At 71.9% G+C, this 25,293-nt stretch carries 24 protein-coding genes; 15 read left to right on the top strand and 9 right to left on the bottom strand.

Annotated features, from left to right (window positions below; all coding sequences use genetic code 11):
* The first annotated feature begins 24 nt into the window (after positions 1 to 24).
* Entirely contained in the window at positions 25 to 1,209 is a 1,185-nt protein-coding gene (locus Aco03nite_RS00945; protein ID WP_203792597.1) for a S8 family peptidase, read from the top strand.
* On the opposite strand, the gene Aco03nite_RS00940 is transcribed toward Aco03nite_RS00945, so the two are convergent.
* Both Aco03nite_RS00940 and Aco03nite_RS00935 read right to left on the bottom strand, forming a co-directional pair.
* Complete coding sequence (locus Aco03nite_RS00940) at positions 1,174 to 3,426, bottom strand: putative bifunctional diguanylate cyclase/phosphodiesterase (RefSeq protein WP_203792596.1); 2,253 nt, start codon at positions 3,424 to 3,426, stop codon at positions 1,174 to 1,176. The two genes, Aco03nite_RS00945 and Aco03nite_RS00940, sit on opposite strands and share 36 nt — an antisense overlap.
* 69 nt (positions 3,427 to 3,495) lie before the next feature.
* Positions 3,496 to 3,810, bottom strand: a complete 315-nt coding sequence (locus Aco03nite_RS00935; RefSeq protein ID WP_203792595.1) for a hypothetical protein — start codon at positions 3,808 to 3,810, stop codon at positions 3,496 to 3,498.
* Positions 3,811 to 3,864: 54 nt separating this feature from the next.
* Here Aco03nite_RS00935 and Aco03nite_RS00930 point away from each other — a divergent pair, with 54 nt between their 5' ends.
* Positions 3,865 to 4,653 (top strand): alpha/beta fold hydrolase, encoded by a 789-nt coding sequence (locus Aco03nite_RS00930; RefSeq protein ID WP_203792594.1) that lies wholly within the window; start codon positions 3,865 to 3,867, stop codon positions 4,651 to 4,653.
* On the opposite strand, the gene Aco03nite_RS00925 is transcribed toward Aco03nite_RS00930, so the two are convergent.
* Together Aco03nite_RS00925 and ispH are read right to left on the bottom strand one after the other, a co-directional pair.
* Positions 4,634 to 5,302, bottom strand: a complete 669-nt coding sequence (locus Aco03nite_RS00925) for an LLM class flavin-dependent oxidoreductase (RefSeq protein ID WP_239144821.1) — start codon at positions 5,300 to 5,302, stop codon at positions 4,634 to 4,636. The genes Aco03nite_RS00930 and Aco03nite_RS00925 overlap by 20 nt on opposite strands.
* Before the next feature lie 153 nt (positions 5,303 to 5,455).
* Positions 5,456 to 6,418, bottom strand: coding sequence for a 4-hydroxy-3-methylbut-2-enyl diphosphate reductase (gene ispH / locus Aco03nite_RS00920; RefSeq protein ID WP_203792593.1), 963 nt, complete (start codon positions 6,416 to 6,418; stop codon positions 5,456 to 5,458).
* A gap of 105 nt (positions 6,419 to 6,523) precedes the next feature.
* Here ispH and Aco03nite_RS00915 point away from each other — a divergent pair, with 105 nt between their 5' ends.
* Genes Aco03nite_RS00915 through Aco03nite_RS00905 form a run of 3 tightly spaced genes read left to right on the top strand, consistent with a single transcriptional unit; the run spans position 6,524 to position 9,841 of the window.
* Positions 6,524 to 7,936 carry a family 2B encapsulin nanocompartment shell protein gene (locus tag Aco03nite_RS00915; RefSeq protein ID WP_239144820.1) on the top strand — a complete coding sequence of 471 codons (1,413 nt, stop codon included), beginning with the start codon at positions 6,524 to 6,526 and terminating at the stop codon, positions 7,934 to 7,936.
* Positions 7,936 to 8,994, top strand: coding sequence for a family 2 encapsulin nanocompartment cargo protein terpene cyclase (locus tag Aco03nite_RS00910; RefSeq protein WP_203792585.1), 1,059 nt, complete (start codon positions 7,936 to 7,938; stop codon positions 8,992 to 8,994). Before Aco03nite_RS00915 ends, Aco03nite_RS00910 begins: the two co-directional genes overlap by 1 nt.
* A 1-nt stretch (position 8,995) precedes the next feature.
* Positions 8,996 to 9,841: a geranyl diphosphate 2-C-methyltransferase gene (locus Aco03nite_RS00905; RefSeq protein ID WP_203792583.1), complete on the top strand. Its 846-nt coding sequence runs from the start codon at positions 8,996 to 8,998 to the stop codon at positions 9,839 to 9,841.
* Between the two features lie 549 nt (positions 9,842 to 10,390).
* Here the strand turns inward: Aco03nite_RS00905 and Aco03nite_RS00900 are convergent.
* Both Aco03nite_RS00900 and Aco03nite_RS00895 read right to left on the bottom strand, forming a co-directional pair.
* The gene (locus tag Aco03nite_RS00900; protein WP_203792581.1) at positions 10,391 to 10,837 is read right to left on the bottom strand and encodes an acyl-CoA thioesterase; all 447 of its coding nucleotides are present in this window, start codon (positions 10,835 to 10,837) and stop codon (positions 10,391 to 10,393) included.
* Positions 10,834 to 11,469: a TetR/AcrR family transcriptional regulator gene (locus Aco03nite_RS00895; RefSeq protein WP_203792579.1), complete on the bottom strand. Its 636-nt coding sequence runs from the start codon at positions 11,467 to 11,469 to the stop codon at positions 10,834 to 10,836. Before Aco03nite_RS00895 ends, Aco03nite_RS00900 begins: the two co-directional genes overlap by 4 nt.
* Before the next feature lie 100 nt (positions 11,470 to 11,569).
* On the opposite strand from Aco03nite_RS00895, the gene Aco03nite_RS00890 reads away from it, so the two are divergent.
* The 5 genes from Aco03nite_RS00890 (at position 11,570) to dctP (ending at position 19,123) form a co-directional block, all read left to right on the top strand.
* Positions 11,570 to 12,484 (top strand): TIGR03619 family F420-dependent LLM class oxidoreductase, encoded by a 915-nt coding sequence (locus Aco03nite_RS00890; protein ID WP_239144819.1) that lies wholly within the window; start codon positions 11,570 to 11,572, stop codon positions 12,482 to 12,484.
* Positions 12,485 to 12,581: 97 nt separating this feature from the next.
* Positions 12,582 to 15,380: an AAA family ATPase gene (locus Aco03nite_RS00885; RefSeq protein WP_203792573.1), complete on the top strand. Its 2,799-nt coding sequence runs from the start codon at positions 12,582 to 12,584 to the stop codon at positions 15,378 to 15,380.
* A gap of 94 nt (positions 15,381 to 15,474) precedes the next feature.
* Positions 15,475 to 16,074: a hypothetical protein gene (locus tag Aco03nite_RS00880; protein ID WP_203792571.1), complete on the top strand. Its 600-nt coding sequence runs from the start codon at positions 15,475 to 15,477 to the stop codon at positions 16,072 to 16,074.
* Positions 16,075 to 16,164: 90 nt separating this feature from the next.
* On the top strand, positions 16,165 to 18,096 hold the full coding sequence (locus tag Aco03nite_RS00875) for a putative bifunctional diguanylate cyclase/phosphodiesterase (protein ID WP_203792569.1): 1,932 nt from the start codon (positions 16,165 to 16,167) through the stop codon (positions 18,094 to 18,096).
* 28 nt (positions 18,097 to 18,124) lie between these two features.
* A complete protein-coding gene (dctP, locus tag Aco03nite_RS00870; protein ID WP_203792567.1) occupies positions 18,125 to 19,123 on the top strand; it encodes a TRAP transporter substrate-binding protein DctP in 999 nt (332 codons plus the stop codon).
* A 22-nt stretch (positions 19,124 to 19,145) separates the two neighbouring features.
* On the opposite strand, the gene Aco03nite_RS00865 is transcribed toward dctP, so the two are convergent.
* Positions 19,146 to 20,099, bottom strand: a complete 954-nt coding sequence (locus Aco03nite_RS00865) for an ABC transporter substrate-binding protein (protein ID WP_203792565.1) — start codon at positions 20,097 to 20,099, stop codon at positions 19,146 to 19,148.
* A 41-nt stretch (positions 20,100 to 20,140) separates the two neighbouring features.
* Entirely contained in the window at positions 20,141 to 20,794 is a 654-nt protein-coding gene (locus Aco03nite_RS00860; protein ID WP_203792563.1) for a 4-alpha-glucanotransferase, read from the bottom strand.
* 89 nt (positions 20,795 to 20,883) lie between these two features.
* On the opposite strand from Aco03nite_RS00860, the gene Aco03nite_RS00855 reads away from it, so the two are divergent.
* From Aco03nite_RS00855 to Aco03nite_RS00835, 5 genes are all read left to right on the top strand, one after another.
* Positions 20,884 to 21,366: a hypothetical protein gene (locus Aco03nite_RS00855; RefSeq protein WP_203792561.1), complete on the top strand. Its 483-nt coding sequence runs from the start codon at positions 20,884 to 20,886 to the stop codon at positions 21,364 to 21,366.
* A gap of 255 nt (positions 21,367 to 21,621) precedes the next feature.
* Positions 21,622 to 22,101 carry a hypothetical protein gene (locus tag Aco03nite_RS00850; RefSeq protein WP_203792559.1) on the top strand — a complete coding sequence of 160 codons (480 nt, stop codon included), beginning with the start codon at positions 21,622 to 21,624 and terminating at the stop codon, positions 22,099 to 22,101.
* Positions 22,101 to 22,613: a hypothetical protein gene (locus Aco03nite_RS00845; RefSeq protein ID WP_203792557.1), complete on the top strand. Its 513-nt coding sequence runs from the start codon at positions 22,101 to 22,103 to the stop codon at positions 22,611 to 22,613. The genes Aco03nite_RS00850 and Aco03nite_RS00845 overlap by 1 nt, the downstream gene beginning before the upstream one ends.
* 3 nt (positions 22,614 to 22,616) lie before the next feature.
* Positions 22,617 to 23,756 carry an MAB_1171c family putative transporter gene (locus tag Aco03nite_RS00840; RefSeq protein WP_203792555.1) on the top strand — a complete coding sequence of 380 codons (1,140 nt, stop codon included), beginning with the start codon at positions 22,617 to 22,619 and terminating at the stop codon, positions 23,754 to 23,756.
* Entirely contained in the window at positions 23,753 to 24,145 is a 393-nt protein-coding gene (locus Aco03nite_RS00835; protein WP_203792554.1) for a nucleoside triphosphate pyrophosphohydrolase family protein, read from the top strand. The genes Aco03nite_RS00840 and Aco03nite_RS00835 overlap by 4 nt, the downstream gene beginning before the upstream one ends.
* On the opposite strand, the gene Aco03nite_RS00830 is transcribed toward Aco03nite_RS00835, so the two are convergent.
* On the bottom strand, positions 24,142 to 25,293 hold the full coding sequence (locus Aco03nite_RS00830) for a cytochrome P450 family protein (RefSeq protein WP_203792553.1): 1,152 nt from the start codon (positions 25,291 to 25,293) through the stop codon (positions 24,142 to 24,144). The genes Aco03nite_RS00835 and Aco03nite_RS00830 overlap by 4 nt on opposite strands.

Raw genomic sequence — 25,293 nt, 5'->3', positions numbered from 1 at the left:
ACCACCCTATGCCGGGAGGGTTCTATGCGTTCAGTCGTCCGCCGAGGTGCCGCCGCAACGGCCGCCGTCGTCCTGTCCACCTTCGGGATCAGCGCCGGGGCGCAGGCCGCGCCCGCCGAAGCCGCGGTCCGCGCGGTGCCCGGGGCCGAAGTGGTTCCGGACAGCTACATCGTCGTGCTCAAGCCGGGCAAGCTCAGCACCACCGTCGCCGCCGAGCACGACGCGACAGTGCTCCGGTCGTACCGCAAAGCCTTCAACGGTTTCGCCGCGACCCTGACCGCGCGGCAGGCGCGGCAGATCGCCGCCGACGCGGACGTCGCGTTCGTGCAGCCCAACGTGATCCACCGGATCTCGGCGACCCAGACCAACCCGCCGTCCTGGGGACTGGACCGGATCGACCAGCGCAACCTGCCGGTGAATGCGGCCTACAACTACGGCACCACGGCGAGCAACGTGCACGCCTACGTCATCGACACCGGGATCCGCACCACCCACACCGACTTCGGCACCCGGGCGAGCAGCGGGTTCGACGCCGTCGACGGTGGCGCGGCGGACGACTGCCACGGCCACGGCACGCACGTGGCGGGCACGGTCGGCGGCACCGCGTACGGCGTGGCCAAAGGTGTTCAGCTGGTCGGTGTGCGGGTGCTGGACTGCGAGGGCAGCGGCACCACCGCGCAGGTGGCGGCCGGGATCGAATGGGTGACCGCGAACGCCGTCAAACCCGCGGTGGCGAACATGAGCCTCGGTGGCAGCGCCGACACCGTGCTGGACAACGCGGTCAGCGCGTCGATCGCGTCCGGGGTGACGTACTCGATCGCGGCCGGCAACGGATTCCTCGGCCTGTTCGCGCTGGACGCCTGCACCCAGTCGCCGGCCCGGGTGGCCACCGCGATCACCGTGTCCGCCACCAACAGCAGCGACGCCAAACAGTCCTGGGCCAACCGGGGCGCCTGCGTGGACGTGTTCGCGCCCGGCATCAGCATCACCTCGGCCTGGGCCACGAACGACACGGCCACCAACACCATCAGCGGTACGTCGATGGCCGCTCCGCACGTGGCCGGAGCCGCCGCCCTCTACCTGGCGAACCACCCGTCGGACACCCCGGCCCAGGTGCACGCCGCGATCGTGGGCAACGCGACCACCGGCGTCGTCACCAGCCCGGGCAGCGGGTCACCGAACCGGCTGCTGTACACCGGCGCGTTCTGACAGCCAGGCGGTGACGGCCTCGACTCCGGCCGGGCGGGCGATCACGTAGCCCTGGGCCAGGTCGCAGCCGAAACCGCGGAGCTGCTCGAAGGTCTCCATGTCCTCCACTCCCTCGGCGACCATCCGCATGCCGAGGGAGTGGGCGAGCCCGACGGTGCTCTGCACGATCGCGGCGCTGCGCGGGTCGGTGCCGCAGCGCAGCACGAAACTCCGGTCCAGTTTCAGCTCGTCGGCCGGCAGCACCCGCAGATAGCTGAGGCTGGAGTAGCCGGTGCCGTAGTCGTCCACGGCGATCCGCAGGCCCATGTCCCGCAACCGGCCCAGCTGGATCAGCGCGGTGTCGGCGTCGGTCATCAGCACACTCTCGGTCACCTCCAGCTCGATCGCCCCGGGCGGCAGCCCGAACCGCAGCAGCAGCGCCGACACCTGCTCCGGGAAGTCCGGATCCCGCAGGTTCGACACCGACAGGTTGACCGCCACCGGCATCGTCAGCCCCTGGTCGCGCCAGCGGCGGCTCTGCCGGCACGCGATCTCCAGCACCGTCTCGGTGATCCGGCCCATCAGGTCGGCGCTCTCCGCGGTGTAGAGGAACGCGTCCGGGTAGACCAGCCCGCGGACCGGGTGCTGCCAGCGCACCAGCGCCTCCACCCCGTCCACCCGCTGCTCGTCGTCGACCGTCACCTTCGGCTGGTAGTGCAGCACCAGCTCGCCCCGGTCCAGGCCGGCCCGCAACTCCTCGAGCATGGTGAGCCGGGCCTTGGCGTGGTCGTCCAGGCCGGTGGCGAAGACCGGGCCGGCGCCGTGCCCGCTCTTCGCCGCGTACATCGCCACGTCGGCGCGGCGCAGCAGGGTGGACCGGTCCGAACCGTCGTCCGGGTGCACCGCGATGCCGATGCTGGCGTCCACGTGCAGGTCCACCTCCGGCAGCACGAACGGCTCCCGCAGGTTCCGCAGCACACCGTCCACGATCCCGGCCGCCTCCGCCCGGCCGCTACCCGGCATCACCAGGCCGAACTCGTCACCGCCGAGCCGGGCCAGCAGCACGTCGCCGTCCAGGGACTTGCGCAGCCGGGCGCCGACCAGCCGCAGCAGGCTGTCCCCGACGTCGTGCCCGAAACTGTCGTTGACCTCCTTGAAACGGTCCAGGTCCAGGTACGCGACGGCCAGCCGGACGCAACCACCGGCCAGTTCGGTCTCCAGCTTCTCGACGAAGAACCGCCGGTTCGCCAGCCCGGTCAGCTCGTCGGTCCGGGCCTGCCGGCGGGCCGTGCCGAGCGCCTCCGCGGTCCGCACACTGGCCATCATCCGGACGATCGCCGCGGTCACCGCCGCGAACGCCAGCCAGCTGGTCAGCCCGGCCACGTCGTGCGGGGTGAGCGCCGCCCACATCAGCACGGCCAGGCAGAGCATCGCCAGCACCACCGGCACCGCGGTGCTCAGCCACAGACTGGGCCGGCCCGCCCAGGTCCGGCCGGCCCGCTGGGCGGTGGCCAGCGCCAGCATCGACAGGCCGGTGATCCACAGCGGGTCCAGGAGCGCCGGCACCGGGCCGACGCCCTGCCAGATCATCAGCATGCTGACGGTGTCCAGGCCGGCGAACAGGCCCATCCCGCCGAGCAGCAGGCCGGTCACCCGGTCGGCGCGCCAGCCGCACAGTGCCCATGCGCCGAGCAGGCACCCGGCCAGCGCGATGTCGCCGAGCGGATAGGCCGCGTTGACGACCACCCCGAACAGGGTGCTGTGCGGGGCCGGCTCGACCGCCGCCAGCACCGGGATCGACACCAGCGCCGCCACCGCCGACCCGGCGATCACCCCGTCCAGCAGGGCCGGGACGCTGACCGCCGGCAACCGGAACCGCAGCAGCATGATCAGGGCGATCCCGCACGCCGGATAGAACAGCAGCCACATCACGTCGGCCGGGGTGGTCATCGGCTCGGGACGCAGCTGCCGGACGAACAGATACCAGTACAGGTTGCCGGCCCCGTAGGTGGTCAGGCCGAACGCGAGCAAACTCCAGGCCAGCCGCACCGGGCGGGGCGACCGCCGGGCACCGGCCGTGGCCAGCAGCCCGGGCAGCAGGTAACAGACGCTCTGCAGCAACCCGGCGGGCACCGTGTCCCGGACCGGCCGGCCCAGATCGACCAGGAGGCAGACGACCGTCTCGACGGCGAGCAGGACGCCGAGCGTCCACCACGCCGCCCGTTCGCGGCGTGTCATCCCCGTGAAGAGTGAACCGGGCCGCACAGCGGACCTATCGGAGCCCGGCCACCGATCTTGAGTCCGGGCTCACACCGATCTGCCGGTGGCCCGGCAGGGACGGCTGCTGGTGGCGACCACGACGTCCAGTTGCTGGTGGGCGGGCAGGCGGGTGCCGTGCGCGGCCAGGTGCAGCGACGCGACCACCTCGGCCGTCGCCCCGTCCGGCAGGGTGACCCGGGAACCGGGTGGGGCGATCGTGTCCGGCGGGCACAGGATCGTCGTGCCCCCGTCGTGGCGGGCGACGACACACGGGCCGATCGGGATCGGTCGCCGGCCGGGCGCCTCCAGCCGGAGGGAGCACGGCTCGCCGACACGGGTCAGAGCGAATTCGAGCCAGTTCACCCTTCCAAGATTGCCCGGCCGCGGCGAATCCAATCACCGTGACAGGATCTTCGGATGCCGTACCTGCCCGCCGGCGATGGACCGCGCCCGCACTACGACGAGACCGGGGACGGCCCGCCGCTGCTGGTGCTGCCCGGCGGGCCCGGCATGGACGTGCGGTACCTGGGTGATCTCGGCGGGCTGCCGGCGACCCGGCGGCTGATCCGGCTGGATGCCCGCGGCGGTGGCCGTTCCGAGACACCGGGTGATCCGGCGGCCGTGTCGTTCACCGCCCAGGCCGCCGACGTGGAGACCCTGCGACGGCACCTCGGGCTGGACGCGGTGGACCTGCTGGCGCACTCGGCCGGGACGCTGACCGCGCAGGAGTACGCGATCCGGCATCCCGGCCGGGTGCGCCGGCTGATCCTGGTCACCCCGATCGGGCGGGCCGGCCGGGACGTCGACCCGGCCGAGGTCGCCGCGATCCGGGCCGGGCGGTCCGGCGAACCGTGGTACCCGCGGGCGGCCGCCGCCCGGGGCCCCCTCGCGGCGGCGCTGGGTGTGCCGTTCCACTGGCACCGGTGGACCCCGCAACGGAACCGGGAGTACGTGCGCGGGCACGCCAACCGGCATCCGTGGTACCGGGACGCGTTCTACGCCGGTGTCGCCACCCCGGGACCGGTCCCGGGTCCGGTGCTGGTGCTGGCCGGGGCCTCGGACGGCCTGATCGGCACCGCGCCGGCCCGGGTCGTGGCCGCCGCCCACCCGCACGCCCGGCTGGAGGTCATGACCGAGTCCGGGCACCGCCCGTGGACCGAGCAGCCGGACTTCTTCCGCGACCTGGTCACGGCGTTCCTGGACTGATCGCTGGTCCGGCGGTCAGCAGCGGGGCCAGGGCCTCGACCTGGTGCGGGTCGTCGGCCCAGCAGTAGAGCATCAGCTCGTCGGCGCCGAACTCCCGGTAGGCGGCCACCGTCTCGGCCAGCCGGACCGGATCGGTGATCGGTCCCGGACGGTGGTCCGGGCGATCGACAAAGGCGTAGTAGGAACCGATCGCCTGCCGGGCCCGGTCGATCACGCTCGCCGGGCCGATGGCCACGTTGATCTGGCAGACCAGCCGAGGACGGCCTGGGCGGCCGGCTTCCGCCCACTGGTCGCGGACGGTGCCGACCAGACGGCCGGCCCAGGTGAGCGGCGCGGCGCAGAGGAATCCGTCGGCGAACCGGGCGACCCGGCTGAGCGCGGCGGGCGCGAACCCGCCGATCAGGACCCGCGGTCCGCCCACGGTCGCCGGTGCGGGGCCGATCAGACTCTGCCGGTACGCCTGACCGGCCCAGATCCGGCGCAGGTCACCCAGTTGGGCGTCGAGGATCCGGCCCCGCTGCGACACCGGCACCCCGGCCGCCCGGTGGTCGTCGGCGCGCCCGCCGATGCCGACGCCGAACACGAAGCGGCCACCGGACATCCGGTCCAGGGTGGCGGTCTGCTTGGCCAGCAGGGATCGCGCCGCCACTCCCTCCTCGGTCTCGCGAGGTCACCGGCCCCTCTGCGACATCCATCCCGGGCCGGTGATCCGGGGTCGTCGTGCAGTTTAGCTCGGACGTCTCCACCGCGTCCGGCCCGGCGGTCGCGGGTCGGTCCGGTGGTCCGCCTGCCTCGCGGTGCGCTACGGGACCGTTTCGGTAGGCGTACCAGAAAGGGATCTTCGGAGGTTTTCTGATTTTCCCGGTTTCCCTGGCAGGACGAAGGTGATGTTCTCGTCGGTGACGCGGTGTTCGGTGACCCGGGCCGGGTTCAGGGCGGTGATGACCTCGTCGACCAGGTGGGGTGGGGCGGAGGCGCCGGCGGTCAGGCCGATCGTGTGGACGCCGTCGAGCCAGCCGGGGTCGATCTCGCCGGCGTCCTCGATCAGGTGGGCCGGGGTGCCGTGGCGGCGGGCCACCTCGACCAGGCGGACCGAGTTGGAGGAGTTGGCCGAGCCTACGACCAGTACCAGGTCGCATGCGGGGGCGATGGCGGACACCGCTTCCTGGCGGTTGGTGGTGGCGTAACAGATGTCCGAGGTGTCCGGGCCGGATAGATCAGGAAATTTCGCCCGCAACGCAGTGACCACGGCCGTCGTCTCGTCGGCGGCCAGCGTCGTCTGGGTGAGATAGGAGACGCGGCGCGGATCCGGAACCCGTAGGTCCGGAATCTCGGAGATCTCGGAGATCAGTTGAACGCCGGGGACCTGCCCCAGCGTCCCCTCCACCTCGTCGTGCCCCTCGTGGCCGATCAACAGGACGGTGTCCCCGCGGGCCGCGAACCGGCGCGCCTCCGCGTGCACCTTGGCCACCAGCGGACACGTGGCGTCGATGACGTCCAGGTCCCGCCGGGCGGCCTCGGCCCGGACCGCGGGCGCGACCCCGTGCGCGGAGAAGACCACGACCGCGCCGTCCGGCACCGCGTCCAGTTCGTCGACGAAGATCACGCCGCGGGCTTCGAGACCGGCGACGACGTGGGCGTTGTGGACGATCTGGCGGCGCACGTAGACCGGGGATCCGTGCAGGCGCAGGGCGCGTTCGACCATGCCGACGGCGCGTTCGACTCCGGCGCAGTAGGAGCGCGGGGCGGCGAGGAGGACTTCCATGCCCTCGGAGCTTAGGTCGCGAATTTCGGTTATCTGCAAAAACCGGGAAACAAGGATTGAGCTGGGATAAAACGGGCTGAAGAGAGTCGACATTGAGGATGAAACGTGACTAGTTCTGTTAAACCCGTCGAAACGCGAGAACAACAAGACCATCAGCAGCGGCAGAGCCTGAGCACTGCCGCCGCCCGCAACCTCGCGCACACCACCAAATCCGTCCCGCAGATGCAGGAGATCTCGTCCCGCTGGCTGCTGCGCAAGCTGCCCTGGGTCCAGGTCGGCGGCGGTACCTACCGGGTGAACCGGCGGATGACGTACCGGGTCGGCGACGGCCGGCTCACCTTCACCAACACCGGCGCGTCGGTGCACGTCGTCCCGGCCGAACTGCGGGAGATCGCGGTCCTCGCCGGGCTCGAGGACGAGGACCTGCTGCGCGGCATCGCCGGCCGGTTCGTCCAGCGGGAGTACGAGCAGGGCCAGGTCATCGTCGAGTTCGGTTCGGTGGCCGACAACCTGTACCTGATCGCGCACGGCAAGGTCGACAAGATCGGCGTCGGCGCGTACGGCGACCCGGTCAGCATCGGGGTGCTCGCCGACGGGGAGATGTTCGGCGAACGGGTGCTGGTCGAGGACGACACCATCTGGGACTACACCGCCAAGGCGATGACCGCGGTGACCATGCTGGAGATGCCCCGCGCCGCGTTCGCCGAGGTGATCAGCCACAGCGAGGACCTGCGCCGGCACGTCGACAGGTTCCGTGACAAGAGCCGTAAACCGCAGAACAAGCACGGTGAGGCCGCGATCGCGGTCACCGCCGGGCACCGGGGCGAACCGACCCTGCCCGGCACGTACGTCGACTACGAGGTCGCCCCGCGCGAGTACGAATTGTCGGTTGCGCAAACAGTTCTTCGCATCCACACCAGGGTCGCCGACCTCTACAACGAGCCGATGAACCAGATGGAACAGCAGCTCCGGCTGACCATCGAGGCGCTGCGCGAACGCCAGGAGTACGAACTCATCAACAACCGCGAGTTCGGGCTGCTGCACAACGCCGACCTGCGGCAGCGCATCCACACCCGGGGCGGGCCGCCCACCCCCGACGACTTCGACGAGCTGCTCAGCATGCGGCGCAACACCGAGTTCTTCATGGCACACCCGCAGGCCATCGCCGCGTTCGGGCGGGAGTGCACCAAGCGGGGCATCTACCCGCCGACCGTCGACATGGACGGCCGCTCCGTGCCGTCCTGGCGGGGTGTGCCGATCCTGCCGTCCGGCAAGATCCCGATCAGCCACACGCACACCACGTCGATCATGGCGATGCGGATCGGGGAGTCGAACCAGGGTGTGATCGGGCTGCACCAGACCGGGATCCCGGACGAGTACCAGCCGGGGCTGAACGTGCGGTTCATGGGGATCAGCGAGCAGGCGATCATGTCGTACCTGGTCAGCGCGTACTACTCGGCGGCGGTGCTGGTTCCGGACGCGCTCGGGATCCTCGACCACGTCGAGTTGTCACACTGATGTCGGTGCTGACTGATGTCCGGTTCGCGCCGCCTCGGCATTTGACCGATCTGGCCCCCGGGCTGGGGATGTCGGCGTTGCGGGCCTTCGCGCCCTCTCCCCCCGATGATCAACTCTTCTGCCCGGACGCGATCCGTGATGACCCCGGTCTCGGTGACCTGGTCGACGAACAGCTGATCGATTGGGCACGACATGTTGGGATTTATGAGGGGAGACTGGACAAGCTGCGGTCGTACGGGTTCGGCCGCTACATGATGCTCGCCCACCCGGCCTGCAACGACCCGGACCGGCTGCTGATGGCCACGAAATGCCTGGTCGCCGAGTGGGCCACCGACGACTACTACGTCGACGAGATCGAACTCGGCGCCGATCCGCGGGTGGTCGGCTCCCGGCTGGCCCGGCTGCTGCACACCATCGACCCGGCCCAGCTGGTCCCGCGGTACGCCGCCGACATGGCCGACTACCACCGGCTGCAGCCGATCTCCGAGGCGTTCCGTACCGCGGTCGAGCACCTGTCCCGCTACGCCACCACCGCTCAGCTGGGGCGGTTCCAGCACCAGATGGCGGTCCTCTTCCTGGCGTGGACGCAGGAGGCGGACTGGCACGTCAACCGGCGCACTCCCCCGGTCTGGGAGTACCTGGTGCAACGGCACCTCAACAGTTACCTGCCGCCGATGATCCTGGTCGACGTGCTGGCCGGGTACGAACTGCCGGCGCACGAGTTCTACCACCCGGAGGTGCGGCGCGCCTTCACCACCGCCGGGAACGCGGCGGTGCTCGTCAACGACCTGCACTCCGGGCCGTCCGAATCGGACAACGACCACAACCTGCCCCGGGTGCTGGCCCGCGAGGAGGGCCTCACCCACGAGCAGGCCGTCGCCCGCACCGTCGAGATCCACAACGAGCTGATGCACACCTACGTCGAGCTGGCCACCCGGCTCAGCGCCGTCGGTTCCCCGAACCTGCGGCGGTTCCTCGCCGACACCTGGGCCTGGGTGGGCGGCAGCCGCCGATGGCACGCGACCACCGGACGTTACAACAAACCCAACGGGAGTTGAGATGACCAGCACGATCCTGCGCACCGACTTCGAGAAGTCCGTCGCGAACTACTGGAACACCAACCAGGACGACCCGGTCAACCTGCGCCTCGGCGAGGTCGACGACCTGTACCACCACCACTACGGCGTGGGCCCCTACGACCCGACGGTGCTGGACGGCCCGGCCGCGACCCGCGAGAAGCGGATCATCGCCGAACTGCACCGCCTGGAGTCCGCTCAGGCCGACCTGCTGCTCGACCACCTGGGACCGATTCGGCCCACCGACATGATCCTGGACGGCGGCTCCGGCCGGGGCGGCACCAGCATCATGGCGAACCAGCGTTTCGGCTGCGAGGTGGACGGGGTGTCGATCTCCGAGTACCAGGTCGGTTTCGCCAACGAGCAGGCCGCCCGCCGCGGCGTCAGCGACCGGGTCCGCTTCCACTTCCGCAACATGCTGGAGACCCGGCTGGAGTCCGACACCCGCCAGGCGATCTGGACCAACGAGACGACAATGTACGTCGACCTGCACAAACTGTATGGCGAGTTCGCCCGCCTGCTGAAATTCGGCGGCCGCTACGTCTGCATCACCGGTTGCGCCAACGACCTGGCCGGCCGGCGCTCCAAGGCGGTCAGCAAGATCAACGAGCACTACACGTGCGACATCCACCCGCGCAGCGACTACTTCAAAGCCCTCGCCGCCAACAACCTGGTCCCGATCAACGTGGTCGACCTGACCGAGGCCACCATCCCGTACTGGCAGCTACGCGCCGAATCCGAGGTCGCCACCGGCATCGAGGAGGCCTTCCTGACCGCCTACCAGGAGGGCAGCTTCCACTACCTACTCATCGCCGCCGACCGAATCTGATCAGCTTCCGGGCGCGCCTGCGAGGGCGCGCTCGGCCCTCCCCCAAGCCCGCGGCCACTCTTCGCCGCCGGCCCTCGACCTTGTTTCTCGTCCTCCGCCCTGTTTCAAGCCGCCGCCCTCCGCCGCCCGTTCCTCGCCGCTCACCCTGGGCCTTCCTGGCGGCTTTCGCTTGCCCCTCTCGGCCTGTCCGAGGTCTCCGAGCACCGCACCGCATCCCGACCCGGGGAAACCCCTTCAACCCCGCTTTGTTACGAGCCGGCCAAGGTCCCGTGGCGACACGCAAGGAAGGCGCGCCTCAAGACCGACCCGCGACCGCCGGGCCGGATGCGATGGTCACCGCCACCCCACCCGCAAACCGCACCAGCCGCCAGGAACCACGCGCCGAGCCGGCCGGCGTCGTGATGGGCGGGCTTCGCGTCACCCACACAGCGATGAAGGTGAAGATCCACCGTATCCAAGATCGGCGGTAAAGGTGGCACTCACCGCACCCATGGACAGCGGTGAAGGTGGGACTCGCCGCGGGCACGGGCGGTGGGTCGGCGGGACGGGTCAGGGCTTCAGCAGGGGCTGGGCGATGCCGCGGGCGTGGTCGGTCCAGGGGACGGGGCGCATCGTCGCCGGGTCGAGGCGGACGTTCACGCGGCGGCCGTCGGCGTGGACGACCGCGCCGTCCGGGGACGTCACCCGGAAGCGGTAGTCGGCGCTGGTGGTGCCGAGTTTCTCCAGCCAGAAGTGGACCGCTATGTCCCCGATGGTGGTGACCGGGACGTGGAAGGTGATGCCGTACTCGCGGACCACGTTGAAGGCGTCCGGGGACGTCGGGCGCCCGCCGGTGAACGTGACCCCGCGGGCCGCCCACCACTTGCCGACCGCCCGTTCGACGAGAACCGCGTACCGCGAGTTGTGCAGCACGCCCATGGCGTCGAGGTCGTCGAAGTGGACCGGCGTGTGGATCACGTCGCCGTAGGTGAGGGGAAGTGCGGTGGTGCTGCTCATGGCTGCTCCGGAAGGATCGTCGGGTCGATGCTGACTGCACGCAGGTGGTCGAGCAGGGCTCGGCGGGCGTGCGGATAGGTGATCCCGGGGCCGAGGACGGGCGCCTGCATGACGGTGCAGACACCGAGCGCCTCCACGTGATAGGCGAGGACCGCCGGGTCGGTGCCGGGGCGCAGGTCGCCGAGTGTCACGGCGTCGGTGGCCAGGCCGGTCAGGAATGTCATCCAGTCGGTCTGCTCGGCGGCCAGACGGTCGCGGACGGCGCCGGGGCGGGCGTTGAACTCGAAGTGGGCGTTGGCGAAGAAACAGCCGCCGGGCAGCACTTTCGCCTCGTAGAACGCGAGCCGGCTGAGGTGCACCGCCCAGAGCCGGCGGACCCCGGCGGGGGCGGTGAGGGCGGGCCGGATCACCCGGTCGGTCCACTGGGCGCGGGCCTGGTCGACGACCGCCAACTGCAGCGCCTCCTTGGAGCGCCAGTGCGCGAAGAGGCCGGATTTGCTGACGCCGAGCGCGTCGGCGACCTGGCTGAGCGACAGCCCGTCGAGGCCGGACACGGTGGCGAGGAGCAGTGCCTGGTCGAGCACCGCGCTGCGGGTGCGTTCGCCGCGGATCAGCCGGCCGTCCTGGGTCATACCCCCGAACCTACAAAACGACCGACCGTTCGTAAATATAAGTAGGGTCACAGCGGGACCGGCTGACCACGTACACAATGGAATGATGGTGAAGCTCGGTGTGAATCTGCCTCAGTACCAGCACTTCGACCCCGGCGCCGACGTGGTCGACGCGGCACGCGCTTGTGAGGAGATCGGCTACGACAGTCTGTGGGTGTTCGAGCGGGTGCTGGTCCCGGAGGACCAGAGCGGCCCGCACGGCCTCTACGACGTGCCGGACCTGCCCTGGCCGGACCGCTACCGCGGGGTCACCGACGCGCTGGTCACGCTGTCGATGGCGGCGGCGGTGACCGAGCGGATCGCGCTGGGCACCGGCATCCTGGTGGTGCCGCTGCACCTGCCGATGCGCCTGGCCCGGCAGCTGGCCACCCTGGACGCGGCGAGCGGTGGCCGGGTTCTGGCCGGCCTGGGCACCGGCTGGTCGATCGACGAGTTCGCGGCGACCGGCGCCGTCCCGCTCACCGAGCGCGGCCGGGCGATGGACGAGTTCCTGGACATCGCCGACGCGGTGTGGGGCCCGAACCCGGTGAGTTTCACGACGTCCCGGTTCCGGGCGGACGCCGTCGACATCGGCCCCAAACCGGCCCGCCGCATCTCGGTCCTGCTCGGCGGGGCCGGCGATCGCGCCCTGCGGCGGGTGGCCCGGCGCGCGGACGGCTGGCTGGCCAGCGCCGCCACGCCGGAGCTGGTCGCGAGGCGGCTGCCGTTCCTCCGCCGGCTGGCCGAGGAGGCCGGGCGCGATCCGGCCACGGTCAGCTGCACGGTCCAGATCGGCACGATGGACCTGACCAGATCAACGGCAACCCCGCGGCCGCCGTACGCCGGTGACGTGCGCCAGCTGGCCGAGGACGTGGCGGCACTGGCCGAGGCGGGCGCCGATCACGTCTACGTCACCCTGCCGGCCGCCACCGCGAACGTGAAGGAACTGATCGACCGGGCGGCCGAACTCCACGATCGGGTGCGGGCCATCGCGTGACGGGCTGACTCGCGCCACAATCGGACGATGCGGTTGCCACCGCCATCCACCAGAATCGGCAGTCCACTCTCGACTCTCGAGCCGATGGGAGGCCGGCGTGAGCGACCGTATCGTCGGGCGTACCGGGGAATTGAAGATCCTCCGCACCGCCCTGGACGAGACCAAGGAGGGTCGCGGCGGCTGTCACGTGATCTTCGGGCGGGCCGGGATCGGCAAGTCGCGGCTGCTGCTGGCCGCCGGGGACCACGCCGACGACCTGGCCGTCGCGGTGGCCGCCCGGGAGGCGTTCAAGCACGACCGGACCGCCCCGCTGGTCACGCTGGCCGGGGCGTTGCGGGCGTGCAGCCCGCCGACCGCGGACTTCGCCTGGTTGGCCGGATCGGACGACGACCCGGCCGGCAACTACGCGAGGATCCACCGGCTGCGGGACTCGCTGGAGCGGTTCGCCGCCGTCCAGCCGCTGCTGATCGTGATCGACGACGCGCACTGGATGGACGAGCTGAGCGCCCTCGCGGTGCGGGAGCTGGTGCCGGCGCTGGCGTCGTTCCCGGTGCGGTGGCTGCTGGCCAGCCGGCCGGGGCAGACCGACGCCCCGGGCTGGCAGGCCCTGGACTGGCTGTCGCACCGGGTCACCCCGATCCATCTGGACGTGCTCGACGACGACGCGATCCGGCGGCTGTGCGAGGACCGGATCGGCGCGGCCGCCGACGACACCGTGCTGGCGCTGGTGGAGGGCTGCGGCGGGGTTCCGCTGCGGGTCGAGCAGCTGATCGACGCGCTGCTGGCGACGGACCAGATCGTGATCGAGGACGGGGTCGCCACGGTGGTCGGCGACGACCTGCCGTCGAGTTTCGTCACCACGGTCCGGGAGATCGCCGGGAGCCTGTCGCCGGACGCGCAGTGGCTGCTACGGGCCACGTCGGTGCTGGACGGGCCGATCGACATCGAGGCGGCGGCCCGGCTGATGGGCGGTCTCGACCCGGCCGGGCTGTTCGGCCCGATCGACGAGGCGGTGGCGTCCGGGCTGCTGGTCGAGGACCACGCCGGCCTGGTGTTCCGGCACGCCCTGGTGCACCAGGCGGTGCAGAGCGTGCTGAGCCCGGCCCAGTCGCAGCATCTGCACGGCAAGGCCGCGGTGCTGGCCCGGGAGCGGAACCGCCCGGCCGCCGAGATCGCCGGGCATCTGCTGCGCAGCGGCCGGAGCGGGGCCGGCGCGGCGGTCGGCATGCTGCGCGGCACCGCGGCCGGGGTGGCGGCGACCGCTCCGGCGACCGCCGCGGACCTGATGCTGCAGGCGTTGCGGGCGCTCGGCGAGCACGACCCGCAGCGGCCGGCGGTGATCGCCGACACGGTCGGCCTGCTGGCCTCGGCCGGGCGGCTGGTGCAGGCGAACCAGCTGGGCCAGGAGGCGCTGCGCGGCGATCTGGAGCCGGCCACCCGGGCGACGGTGCGGCTGGGCCTGGCCGAGGCGTTCCAGCACGCCGGGCAGGACGTCGAGGCCGCCGGGTACGCCGACACCGGTCTCGCCGGCCCCGCGGTGCCGCCGGATGTGCGGGCCCGGCTGTACGCGATCCGCGCGCACGCCGCGTTCGGGCTGGCCGATCTGGCGGCGGCCGACGAGGCGGGCGCCGAGGCCGACCGGCTGGGCCGGGATCACGAGCCGGGCGCCGCGGTGTCCGGTCTGACCGCGCGCAGTCTGGTCGCGCACGCCGAGGGCCGGCTGGCGGACGCGCTGACGCACGCGGGCACCGCCACCGAGCTGGCCGACCGGGTCCGCGGGCAGGCGCTGCACCGGCATCCGCGGATCTGGCTGGCCAGCGCGCTGACCTCGCTGGGCCGGTACGAGGAGGCGGAGCGGGCCCTGAACCAGGGGCACCGGGAGTGCGACGCGCTGGGCACGGCGTGGGCGCAGCCGCTCTGGCACCACTACCGGGCGGTGCTGCTGACCGCGCGGGGCCGGCTGGACGACGCGGCCGCCGAGGCCGACGCCGGGGTGGGGCAGGCCGAGCAGCACAGCACGTATCAGCCGGTGGTGCCGCTGCTGGGGACGCTGATCCGGCTGGCGGTGCTGCGCGGTGACCTGGATCAGGGCCGTTATCTGCTGTACCGGATCCGGGAGCTGACCGCGGCCGGGGTGACCGGGCCGCCGGAGCACGTGGCGTGGGCCGGGGCGTCGCTGCTGGCCGCCGAGGGCGATCAGCTGGGGGCGTTCCGGCTGATGCGGGACGTGTACGACACCATCGGCGCCCGGCCGGCGCTGCTGGTGCAGCAGCCGGCGGTGGCCGCGGTCCTGGTCCGGCTGGCGCTGGCGGCCGGGGATCCGGGGCGGGCGGCGCTGGCGGTGGCCGCCGCGGCCCGGCTGGCCGCGGCGAACCCGGAGTCGCGGGCGGCGGCCGGTGCGGCCGGGCACGCCGCCGGGGTGCTGGCCCGGGATCCGGCCCGGCTGGCGGCGGCGGTGACGGCGTTCCGGCTGGCCCGGCGCCCGATCGAGCAGGCCGCGGCGGGTGAGGACGCGGCCGGCCTGGCCCGGGACGCCGGGGATCGCCCGGTGGCGCGGGAGCGGTACGACGAGGCGCTGCTGCTGGCGGTGTCGGCCGGCGCGCACGGGGTGCGGCGCCGGCTGCGGGACGGCCTGGGCGCGTGGCTGGGCCCGGACGGGGCGGGCCGGGCCCGGGAGCGGCCGCCGGTCCTGCCCGGACTGACCCAGGCGGAACGGCCGGTGGCGCTGCTGGTCGCCGAGGGGATGACGAACATCGCGGTGGCCCGCCAGCTGAATCTGTCGCCGCACACGGTGGACAGTCACCTGCGGAAGGTCTTCATGAAACTGGACATCCACAGCCGGGTGGAGTTGGCCGCCCGGGTGGCCCGGGAGACCGGGGACCGCAGGATCACGTGAACACGTGATGCGGCCACCGGGCCGGTCCCGAGAGGCTCGTCTCCCGGATCGCAACAGCCGGATCCAGGTGACGGCACCAGAAGGACTGGGGACGATGACGGCATTCACGGGTCTCGACAGGACTGTCGTCGGCGGGTGGGTGGGCCGGCTCGCCGGCAACACCTCGCCGCGCCGCAACCACTGGAACACCAAGACCACGTACTACCGGGCAGCCACCTCGGTGCTCAACAACGGCCCCCGGGCCGACATGACCTGGAAGACGATCGTGGCGGCGGCCCAGCCGAAGGGCTGCCGCAGCACCTTCTACGAGGTCGCCGGTCAGCACGCCCGGCACCGGATGATCGACGCGCTGCTCGGGGACGGACGGGACGAGTCGCTGCAGATCGCGCTGCGCTACCTGCGGACCGACCCGGTGGAGCAGCTGATCGACGAGGCGAAGGTCTGGTCGTTCTGGCCGTTCCGGGAACGGTTCACCCAGCGGCTGACCGCGGCGATGTCCCCGGCGGAGATGGAGCGGGAACTGTTCGCCGAGGTGGCGGCCTGGGCGCGGCACGATCCGGCGCTGGCCGGGGCGGTCGGGCACACGCCACCGGCCTGCGCGGTGGAGGATCTCACGCTGATCCACGGGCGGCGGCTGTCCGGGGTGCAGGCCGCCGACCGTCTCACCGCCGTGGTGCGCCGGGCGAACCTTTAACTTCGCTGCCGGGTGGCCGAAGGTGTCTGCGTGACCGCGAGCGCAGGATCGGACCATCGGGGGGAGCCGCCCGGGCGGTGGAGCCGGCTGATGGCCAGTCGCGCGGTGGCCCGGGCGGCCATCGCGGGCACCGCGGTGGGCATCGTCATCCTGGCGGCGGCGGCCGTGTTCGCCTCCACGGTCACCGCCGACGCGACCCGCGAGGTCCGCCGGACGCAGGAGATCACCAAGGTCCTCAACGACATCTCGGTACGGATCAACGCCCAGGACGCCGCGTTGCGCGAGTACCTGGCCACCGGTGGCACCAAGTACCGCAGCGACCAGCTGGCCGCGACGATGGACTCGGCCCGCGGCGATCTGGACTGGTTGCAGCGTCATCAGGGTGTCGACCAGGTGGAACTGGACGCGATCCGGGGCGCGTACGCCAACTACAGCCGGATCGTCGTGGAGATCATGTCGCAGACCGAGCGTGGTGCGAACGTGCAGGGTTACGCCGAGCTGTCGGCGCTGACGTTCGCCCCGCTGCGCGACGAGGTGCTCGGCAACGTGCACAACAGTCAGCAGGAGCTGGCCGACTACCTCAAGGGTGTGGACCGGCGCACGGTCCTGGTCCGGACCATCGCCGAGCTGATGATCCCGATCGTGGTGCTGTTGTTCGCGGTGTGCGCGTTCGTCCTGGTCGGCTATCAGCGCCGGGCGGAGCGGCAGGCCGAGCGGCGGCTGCACGAGGCCACCCACGACCCGCTGACCGGGCTGGGCAACCGGACGATGTTCCAGGACCGGCTGGGCGCCGCGGTGGCCGAGGGCGCGCGTTCCGGGGAGCCGTTCAGTCTGCTGCTGATCGACCTGGACCGGTTCAAGGAGGTCAACGACACGCTCGGGCACCCGGCCGGGGACGAGCTGCTGTGCGAGGTGGCGCAGCGGCTGACCCGGACGTGCCGGGCCGGTGACTCGGTGGTGCGGCTGGGTGGTGACGAATTCGCGGTGGTGCTGCCGTCGACCCCGGACGGCGAGGCCGCGCTGGAGGCCGGGCAGCGGCTGCTGGAGACGTTGCGCCGGCCGATCGAGCTGAGCGGGCTGATGGTCGACATCGACGCGAGCATCGGCGTCGCGATGTATCCGGCCGACGGTGACGACGTCGCCGGGCTGCTGCAGCACGCGGACGTGGCGATGTACGCGGCGAAGCGCCGCCGGGGCGGGGTGGTCGGGTACGACGCGGCGCTGGACGGCGGCGACACCAACCGGCTGACCCTGCTGAGCGAGCTGCGGCAGGGTGTCGAGCGTGGTGAGCTGGTGGTGTTCTACCAGCCGAAGGTGGAGCTGGCGACCGGTGCGGCGTGCGGGGCGGAGGCGCTGGTGCGCTGGCAGCATCCGGAGCGGGGGCTGCTGGGCCCGGCCGCGTTCGTGCCGCTGGCCGAGGAGAGCGGGCTGATCGACCTGGTCACGGCCGAGGTGCTGGAGCAGGCGCTGGCGCAGATCGCCGAGTGGGAGCGGATCGGGTACGCGCTGCCGGTGTCGGTGAACATCCCGGCGCGGTCGCTGGCCGACGACTCGTTCCCGGTGACGATCGTGGAGGCGCTGGCCCGGCACGGCGTACGGCCGGGGCTGCTGACCCTGGAGATCACCGAGAGCGCGGTGATCGGGGACACCCAGCTGGCCGGTGAGGTGCTGCAGGAGTTGCGGGCGTACGGCGTGAAGATCTCGATCGACGATTTCGGCACCGGCTATTCGTCGATCGCGCATCTGCGGGACATGCCCCCGCACGAGCTGAAGATCGACCGGAGTTTCGTGATGCGGATGAGCGAGAACTCCCGCGACGAGACGATCGTGCGGGCCGTCGTCGATCTGGCGAAGAACCTGCACCTGCGGGTGGTCGCCGAGGGCGTGGAGGACGAGTCGGCGATGCGGGCGCTGCGCGAACTGGGCTGCCACGAGGCGCAGGGTTACCACATCAGCCGGCCGCTGCCGGCCGCCGACCTGACCGCCTGGCTGGCCCGGGATCTGGCGATTACCGCGGTCTGAGGCGCCCGGCGCGATTACCGTTGGCCTGGTGGATCGCCGGGCCCTGCTGACATCGGTGTGCGCGGTCGCCGGCGCGGGACTGGTGACCGGCTGCGGCGAACGAGACCGGACCGGTGGCACCGACGGGCCGATCGCCACGCAGTTGGGTGAGCCGGTCAAGGGCAACAGCCCGATGGTGGTGGCCGAGAACTTCTTCGGGGACCAGGTCAAGAGGCTGACCGAGGGCCGGATCACGGTCGAGGTGAAGCCGGGCGGGGTGCTCGGCGACGACAACCGGGTCACCGAGATGGTCCGTACCGGTCAGCTCGCGTTCTGCAAGACGCTGCTGGCGAATCTGACCGCGTACGACAAGAGGCTCGGGGTGGTGAATCTGCCCTATGTCTTCCACGGCGAGGGCGGTTGCCTGCAGGCGATCCGTGGTGAGCTGGGCCGCCGGTGCGCGAGCATCCTGGACGAACACGGCCTGACGGTGCTGGCGTTCTTCTACGGCGGCGACCGCAACGTCTACAACCGGCTGCGGCAGGTCTACACCCCGGCCGACTTGAAGGGGATGCGGATCCGGGTGCCGCAGAACATCGTGTCGATCGACATGGTGAACGCGCTCGGGGCCGAGGCGGTGCCGCTGGCCACCAACGACATCGCGTCGGCGCTGGAGCAGAAGCTGGTGGACGCGGCCGAGAACAGCGCCGTCTTCTACGCCACCGAGCAGCACACGCAGTACGCCAGGCATTTCTCCTGGACCCGGCACCAGCAGACCGTGGACACGCTGCTGGCCAGCAAGACCTGGTTGTCGACGCTGCCGGCCGCGGATCGGGACGCGATCGTGCAGGCCGGGGTGCTGACCCGGGACGAGCAGCTGAAACTGTGGACGGCGGCGACGTTCGAGCAGGTGCGGGCAGCGGAGGCGCAGGGCGCGTGGACCAACGAGGTGGACTCGACCGCGTTCCGCAAGACGCTGGCGCCGATGCTGCGGGAGCACCGGGGCACCTTCGGCGATCTGGCCAGCCTGTTGCCGGACCTGGGCTGAGCGCTCAGTCCGCGCGGGGCGCTCAGTACTCGCGGGTGGGCAGGGCCTTGCGGGCGGCCTCGGCGTCGAACGCGGTCTCGGTCACGATCACCCGGCGGGGCGGGGTCCGCCCGGCGGTGACTTCGTCCACCAGTTCCATGAGCTGGGGACCGAACAGCGGGTTGCATTCGACGACGTAGTCGAGTTTGCCCTCGGCGAGAGCGGTGAGCCCGTCCCGGCTGGCGTCCACCGTGACGATCGCGATGTCCGTGCCGGGTTTCTTCCCGGCTGCCTCGATGGCGGCGACGGCACCGATGCCCTCCTCGTCGTTGTGGGCGTAGACGGCGTCGATGTCCGGGTATTTGGTCAGGAACCCGGCCATCACCTGCTGCCCGCCCGCGCGGCTGAAGTCGCCGTCGCGGGACGCGATCACCTCGAGGTCGGGGTCGGCGTCGATGGCCGTGTGGAATCCGGCGAGCCGGCCGTTGGCCGCGGCCGAGCCGGTGGTGCCCTCGATCTCGACGATCTTCACCGGGCCGGTGGCGCCGGCGTACTTGGCGACCAGCCACTCGCCGGCCTTGCGGCCCTGGGCGGTGAAGTCGGAGCCGAGCGCGGAGGCGTAGAGCGAGGTGTCGGTGGTGTCCACCACCCGGTCGGTGAGCAGGACCGGGATCCCGGCGTCCTTGGCCTGCTGGAGCACCCCGTCCCAGCCGGACTCGACGACCGGGGACAGGGCGATCACGTCGACCTTGCGGCCGATCAGCTCGCGCATGGCGGCGATCTGCTGCTCCTGCATCCTGCCGTCGTCGCGCAGTTCCAGGGTGACCCCGGCGGCGGTGGCGGCGGCCTGGATCGACTCGGTGTTCGCCCGGTGCCACGCTCCGCCGTCACCGACCTGGACGAATCCGAGGACGGTCGGGCCGTCGCCGGCCGGTGCCGCGGTGCCGCAGGCCGCGCAGAGCACGACGGTCAGCAGGGCCAGGACCGTGCGCGTCATCCCTGCAATCTAACCGCCGGATGGCCCCTGAACAGGGCGAATCACTGGTGCAGCCAGGTGTCGGCGGGGCCGGAATCCGCCGGGAGGTCGAGGTGGATCGTGACACCGTCGTGGCGGGCGGCCGCGAGCTGCCGGTCGGCGACCCACTGGCACCACATGTGGAAGCGGACCCGGTCGGCGTGCTCGCGGGTGAAGGTGGCGACGGCCGAGGAGCGCGGGTGGGTGTACCGCTGCGCCCATCGGCGCCAGTCGCCGCCGTGGATCCCGGCGAGCACCGACCAGGTGGCGAAGAGGGTCAGCTCGTCGCCCTGTTCGTCGGCCCACTGCCGGAACTCGGCGGGCTGCTCGTGCCGGACCACCGCCCAGATCCGCTCCAGGGCCTCGATCTTGAGGCGGGCGACGGCGTCCCGGTCGACCTCCCCGGCGTCGTTGAGCGCGCGGGCCTCGGCGGCGAGCGCGGACAGGTCGGCCCGGTCCGCGCCGGGCGCCTCGCCGGGGGCGATGTGCAGGACGTCGAGCCACCGGGCGGCCGGGCCGTGCACCGGGCCGGCCGGCAGTGTCCCGGCGCCGCCGGCGGCCGCGGAGCGGGCGAGCCGGGCGAGGTCGCGGAAGTCGCCGATGCCCCACGAGTCACGGCTGCGGGCGGCGGCGAGCGGGGTGTCGGAACCGGTGCGGGTGTGCGTTGCGGCGGTCATGGGCCCACCATCGCGGGGCCCGGATGTGCCGGCCGGTTCCCTTCGGTAGCGGCTCGGGTGCGTTGACGTACGCGGATAGGGTCGTGCTCATGTCTTCTGCTGCTCCCTACCTGCGCGCCGTCGGCATGGCCGCCCTGCAAGCCGGCGTCAGCGGCGCCTGGATCGCGGCCCGTGACCTGTCCCCGGCCCGCCGCCGGCTGGCCCGGGCCGGTTCGGTCGCCGCGCTGGCCGCGGTGAGTTATGTCGTCACGCCGGACGCGCCGGACGATGACGACGACGAGATCACGCTGGCCGCGCGCCCGTTCCCGGTCTCCGACCCGCCGTCCGGAGCCGAGGGCCCGGAGTTCGTCTTCGACAAACGCAAGGCGGCGCTGGCCGCCGGGGTGCTGGGTCTGTCGGTGGCGGCGCTGGTCGGCCGCCGTCAGCTGGAGAAGCGCTGGCACGCGCGGTTGACCCGGAAGAACCACCCCCACCCCACCCGGGGCCTGGCGGTACGGATGGCCACGGTCGAGTTCGCCGGGCATCTCGCGTTCCAGCTCGCCGACGTCCGTAAGGGTGCGCGCGCTCGCTAGGGCTCACGCCGGGCAACCGGCGGAAGTCTCCTCCCGCCGGTTGCCGTGCCCCCGGAGGCGCGGTTTCCGCCCCTCAGTCCCCGTGGGGTGGCGCTCCGAGAACACACTTGTTGCTCCGAATGCTGACATCGAGCCACATGTGTTGTTCCGTCCGTCGCGACTATACGCTGTCTTTACACATAGATGTCAACGAGCGTGTACCGCCGCGCGCCCCCGCGACACAGCTGTTTACCGAATGTCCATCTAGGAGGACCGGTGGCGCCGAACCAGCCCGAGACTCTCGCGGCGAAGCTGGAGTTCCTCTTCGACCGGGTCCGGCCGACCGCGGGCGAGTTGGCGCCCGGTGAAGAGGCCGGCCGCCGGTACACCACCAAGGAGATCGCCAACAAGATCAACGAGGTGGGGCGGCGGGACGGCACCGGGGTCAGCATCAGCGCCGCCTACGTCGGGGAGATGCGCCGGGGCATCACCACCGACCCGCGGACCTCCCACGTACAGGCGCTGGCCCGGGCCTTCGGGGTGGATCCGGGGTTCTTCGTGGACGACGCGGTGACCCGGCGGGTGCGCGAGCAGATCGACATGCTCAACGAGCTGCGGCAGATGAAGGTCCAGCAGGTCGCGCTCCGGCGGGTGCTGCGCCAGCAGGGCCTCTCCGACGACAGCACGCACCTGATCGAGCTGCTGGTGGACCGCTGCCGCAAACTCGAGGGCCTGGACGACGAGGGCACCGGCTGATGGCGCACCGCGCACTGCGCCGGCGCTGCGAGCGGCTCCTGGACGGGCTCGGCCTGCCGGACACCGGCGACGTCCGCGACCTGTGCGACGTCCTCGCCGACCGGCAGGGCCGCCCGATCCACCTGATCGGCGAGCACCTGCCCACCTCCAGCCCGTGCGGGCTCGCGGTGCGCACCGAGCGGTTCGACGTGGTCTTCTACGAGGCCGGCACCAGCCGCCTGCACCAGGAGCACATCATCCGGCACGAGCTGGGCCACCTGATCTGCGGCCACCTGACCGCGCCGGTGCTGGACGCCGAGGCCTCCCGCCTGCTGCTGCCCGACCTGGACCCGTCGCTGGTGCAGGCGGTGCTGGGCCGCACCGACTACAGCGAGGTCGAGGAGAAGGAGGCCGAGATGATCGCGTCCCTGCTGCTGCGCCGGTCGGTGTCGGCCCGCCCCCGATCGGCCGGTGGCCAGGACCCGGTGCTCGACCGTCTGCACCACACGTTGATCGATCCCGGAGGGCGGTGACCGATGTCCTCGGTGGTCTATCCCGTGGTGGCGTTGCTGGCGCTGATCGCGCTGGCGTACAAGATCCCGCCGTTGATCCGGGATCCGCGCAGCGCGACCCGGCGCGCGCTGGCGGCGATGCTGTTCTTCCTGGTCTGGGCGCCGACCGCGAACACCCCGTTCATCTACGTACGCATCGACGAACTGCTCGGCGTGCCCAACATCGCCCGGCTGATCGCGCACAGCGGCATCCTCGGGTTCGCCGTGTCGGTGCAGTTGCTCCTGCTGCACTGGACGGTCAGCGACCCACCCCGGCGCGCCACCTGGTTCCGGGTGGCCGCGGTGGCCGCCGGTGTCGCCGCGATGACCGTCCTGTTCGTGCTCGCGCCGCTGGATGTGACCCTGACCAGGGAATTCACCACCGTGTACGGCGACGCGCCCTACATGGCCGAGTACATGATCGTGTACCTCGGCTACTTCGTCATCGCGCTGACCGACATCCTGCGGCTGTCCTGGCGGTTCGCCGGCCGGACCCGGCAGCCGTTCCTGCGCCTCGGGCTGCGGCTGGTCGGCTGGGGCGCGGTGTTCGGGCTGGCGTACTGCGCCGAGAAGGCGTTCTACATCGGCGCCCGCAACGCCGGCTGGCAGCCGATCCCGGACGCCGTGCAGGAGCAGATGTCGCCGCTGCTCACCGGGCCGGGCTGTGTGCTGATCCTGATCGGGTTCACCATCCCGGCGTGGGGGCCGAAGGTGCGGGGGCTGTACACGTACCACCGGCTGCACCCATTGTGGCGGCTGCTCAGCGAGGCCACCCCGGAGATCGCGCTCGACCCGGACGCCACCCGGCGCGGCGCCGTCCGGGACATCGACTACCGTCTGGTCCGGCTGGTCGTCGAGATCCGCGACGGCTGGCTGGCGCTGCGCCCCTGGTTCGACGCCCGGGTGGCCCGGGAGTCCGACGGCGACGACCCGGACCGGGTGCAGGCGGCGGTGCTGGCGGCCGCGGTCCGGGCCAAGGCCCGCGACGAGAAGCCCGCCGAGGTCTGGACGGCCGACCCGCGGGGCGGCGACGACATCGCCGGGGAGACCGCGCACCTGCTGCGCATCGCCCGGCACCTGCGGGCGACCGGGCCCGCACCGAGAGAACAGGTGGTGGTCCGGTGAGCGACACTCTGCGGCACATCGAGGCGCTGGCGGCACTTCTGCCGGACGCACAGCGCGGTGCCCACGCGTACGCCCGCAAGATCGATCTCTTCTCGGGTTCCGACCAGGTCGAGACGGCTCATCCGAGTGGGCGGGCCTATGTCGCGGCGACCCGGATGGCGCTGCTGCAGAGCGAGGTCAGCGAGGCCCTGCAGGAGATCCGCAGCCGGGACCTGGACCTGGACCCGGCGGCCCGGCGCCCGGACGACGCGCTCAGCCTGGAACTGGCCGACATCCTGATCCGGACCCTGGAACTGTCCGAATACCTCGGCGTCGACCTGGGCGCGGCCCTGGTGGCGAAGACCGCCGACACGCTCGGCGGTTACCGCCACGGCGGGGTGCGCTTCTAAAGAGTCACCGGCAGCGTGTTCAGGCCGCGGGCCCGGAAGGACGGGCGCCAGGACAGTTCCCGCTCCGGGACGGCCAGGCGCAGATCGGGGAACCGCCGCAGCAGGGTGCCGATGGCGATCTCCAGCTCGATCCGGGCCAGCGGGGCGGCCACGCAGTAGTGGATGCCGTGGCCGAACGTCAGGTGCCCGCCGGGCCGGCCGGGCACCACCCGGTCCGGGTCCGGGAAGGCGGCCGGATCCCGGTTCGCCGCGCCGACCACCAGCAGCACGGTCGCCGCCTTCGGCACCACGACACCGTCCACGTCGACGTCCTCGGTGGCGAAGCGGCGCAGCAGAACGGTCGCGGGTGGCTCGTACCGCAGCAGCTCCTCGATGGTCTTCGTCATGTCGGAGCGGTCGATCCCGGGCCGGGTCAGCAGGGTGCGGACACCGGTGCCGATGGCGTGCACGGTGTTCTCGAAGCCGGCGAGCAGCAGCAGGAAGGCCAGCGAGGTCAGCTCGTCCTCGGAGAGCCGGTCGTCCTGTTCCCGGGCGGCGATCAGCGCGGAGAGCAGGTCGTCGGCCGGTTCGGCGCGTTTGCGGGCGAGCAGCCCGACCAGGTAGGCGTGGATGGCGACAACCGCCCGCGCCCCGGCCCGGGGGTCGTCGCGCGGCGGGACCAGCATCACGTCGGTCCACGCCCGGAAGTCGTCCCGGTCGGTCTCCGGCACCCCGAGCAGGTCGCAGATGACCGTCACCGGCAGCGGTCCGGCGTACCCGCGGATCAGGTCCGCCTCACCCGCCGGCAGCGCGTCCAGCAGCTCGTCGGCGGTGCGCTGGATCAGCGGCCGCAGGTTCTCCACCCGGCGTGGGGTGAACGCCTGCGACACCAGCCGGCGGATCCGGGTGTGGTTCGGCGGATCCATGTTGAGCAGGTTCGCGTCCAGTGCCGGGGGCAGCGAGAACCCGCGCCAGCTGCCGTCGCCGCTGCTCTTGTCCACCGACAGCCGCGGGTCGGCGAGCAGGGCCCGGACGTCGGCGTACCGCGTCACCAGCCAGACCGGGGAGCCGTCCGGCAGCTCCACCGGGCAGGCGGGCGCGGCGTCACGCAGACCGGACCAGGCCGGCCACGGGTCGCGGAAGAACTCCGCGGAGAACGGGCTCTCCAC

Origin of the sequence: Actinoplanes couchii (assembly GCF_016862075.1) — a bacterium.
Taxonomy (GTDB): domain Bacteria; phylum Actinomycetota; class Actinomycetes; order Mycobacteriales; family Micromonosporaceae; genus Actinoplanes; species Actinoplanes couchii.
Note: the sequence above shows the minus strand (reverse complement) of the source record. Positions and strands in the feature narration are given on the sequence as shown.

What these genes read in the sequence shown, in the direction of transcription:
- Aco03nite_RS00900 (WP_203792581.1), bottom strand. Translation starts at nt 10,837, where the DNA reads ATGAGCAGCACCACCGCACTTCCCCTCACCTACGGCGACGTGATCCAC.
- Aco03nite_RS00845 (WP_203792557.1), top strand. Translation starts at nt 22,101, where the DNA reads ATGGCGCACCGCGCACTGCGCCGGCGCTGCGAGCGGCTCCTGGACGGG.
- Aco03nite_RS00940 (WP_203792596.1), bottom strand. Translation starts at nt 3,426, where the DNA reads ATGACACGCCGCGAACGGGCGGCGTGGTGGACGCTCGGCGTCCTGCTC.
- Aco03nite_RS00855 (WP_203792561.1), top strand. Translation starts at nt 20,884, where the DNA reads ATGTCTTCTGCTGCTCCCTACCTGCGCGCCGTCGGCATGGCCGCCCTG.
- ispH (WP_203792593.1), bottom strand. Translation starts at nt 6,418, where the DNA reads ATGGAAGTCCTCCTCGCCGCCCCGCGCTCCTACTGCGCCGGAGTCGAA.
- Aco03nite_RS00865 (WP_203792565.1), bottom strand. Translation starts at nt 20,099, where the DNA reads ATGACGCGCACGGTCCTGGCCCTGCTGACCGTCGTGCTCTGCGCGGCC.
- Aco03nite_RS00860 (WP_203792563.1), bottom strand. Translation starts at nt 20,794, where the DNA reads ATGACCGCCGCAACGCACACCCGCACCGGTTCCGACACCCCGCTCGCC.
- Aco03nite_RS00840 (WP_203792555.1), top strand. Translation starts at nt 22,617, where the DNA reads ATGTCCTCGGTGGTCTATCCCGTGGTGGCGTTGCTGGCGCTGATCGCG.
- Aco03nite_RS00905 (WP_203792583.1), top strand. Translation starts at nt 8,996, where the DNA reads ATGACCAGCACGATCCTGCGCACCGACTTCGAGAAGTCCGTCGCGAAC.
- Aco03nite_RS00880 (WP_203792571.1), top strand. Translation starts at nt 15,475, where the DNA reads ATGACGGCATTCACGGGTCTCGACAGGACTGTCGTCGGCGGGTGGGTG.
- Aco03nite_RS00930 (WP_203792594.1), top strand. Translation starts at nt 3,865, where the DNA reads ATGCCGTACCTGCCCGCCGGCGATGGACCGCGCCCGCACTACGACGAG.
- Aco03nite_RS00875 (WP_203792569.1), top strand. Translation starts at nt 16,165, where the DNA reads ATGGCCAGTCGCGCGGTGGCCCGGGCGGCCATCGCGGGCACCGCGGTG.
- Aco03nite_RS00945 (WP_203792597.1), top strand. Translation starts at nt 25, where the DNA reads ATGCGTTCAGTCGTCCGCCGAGGTGCCGCCGCAACGGCCGCCGTCGTC.
- Aco03nite_RS00895 (WP_203792579.1), bottom strand. Translation starts at nt 11,469, where the DNA reads ATGACCCAGGACGGCCGGCTGATCCGCGGCGAACGCACCCGCAGCGCG.
- Aco03nite_RS00910 (WP_203792585.1), top strand. Translation starts at nt 7,936, where the DNA reads ATGTCGGTGCTGACTGATGTCCGGTTCGCGCCGCCTCGGCATTTGACC.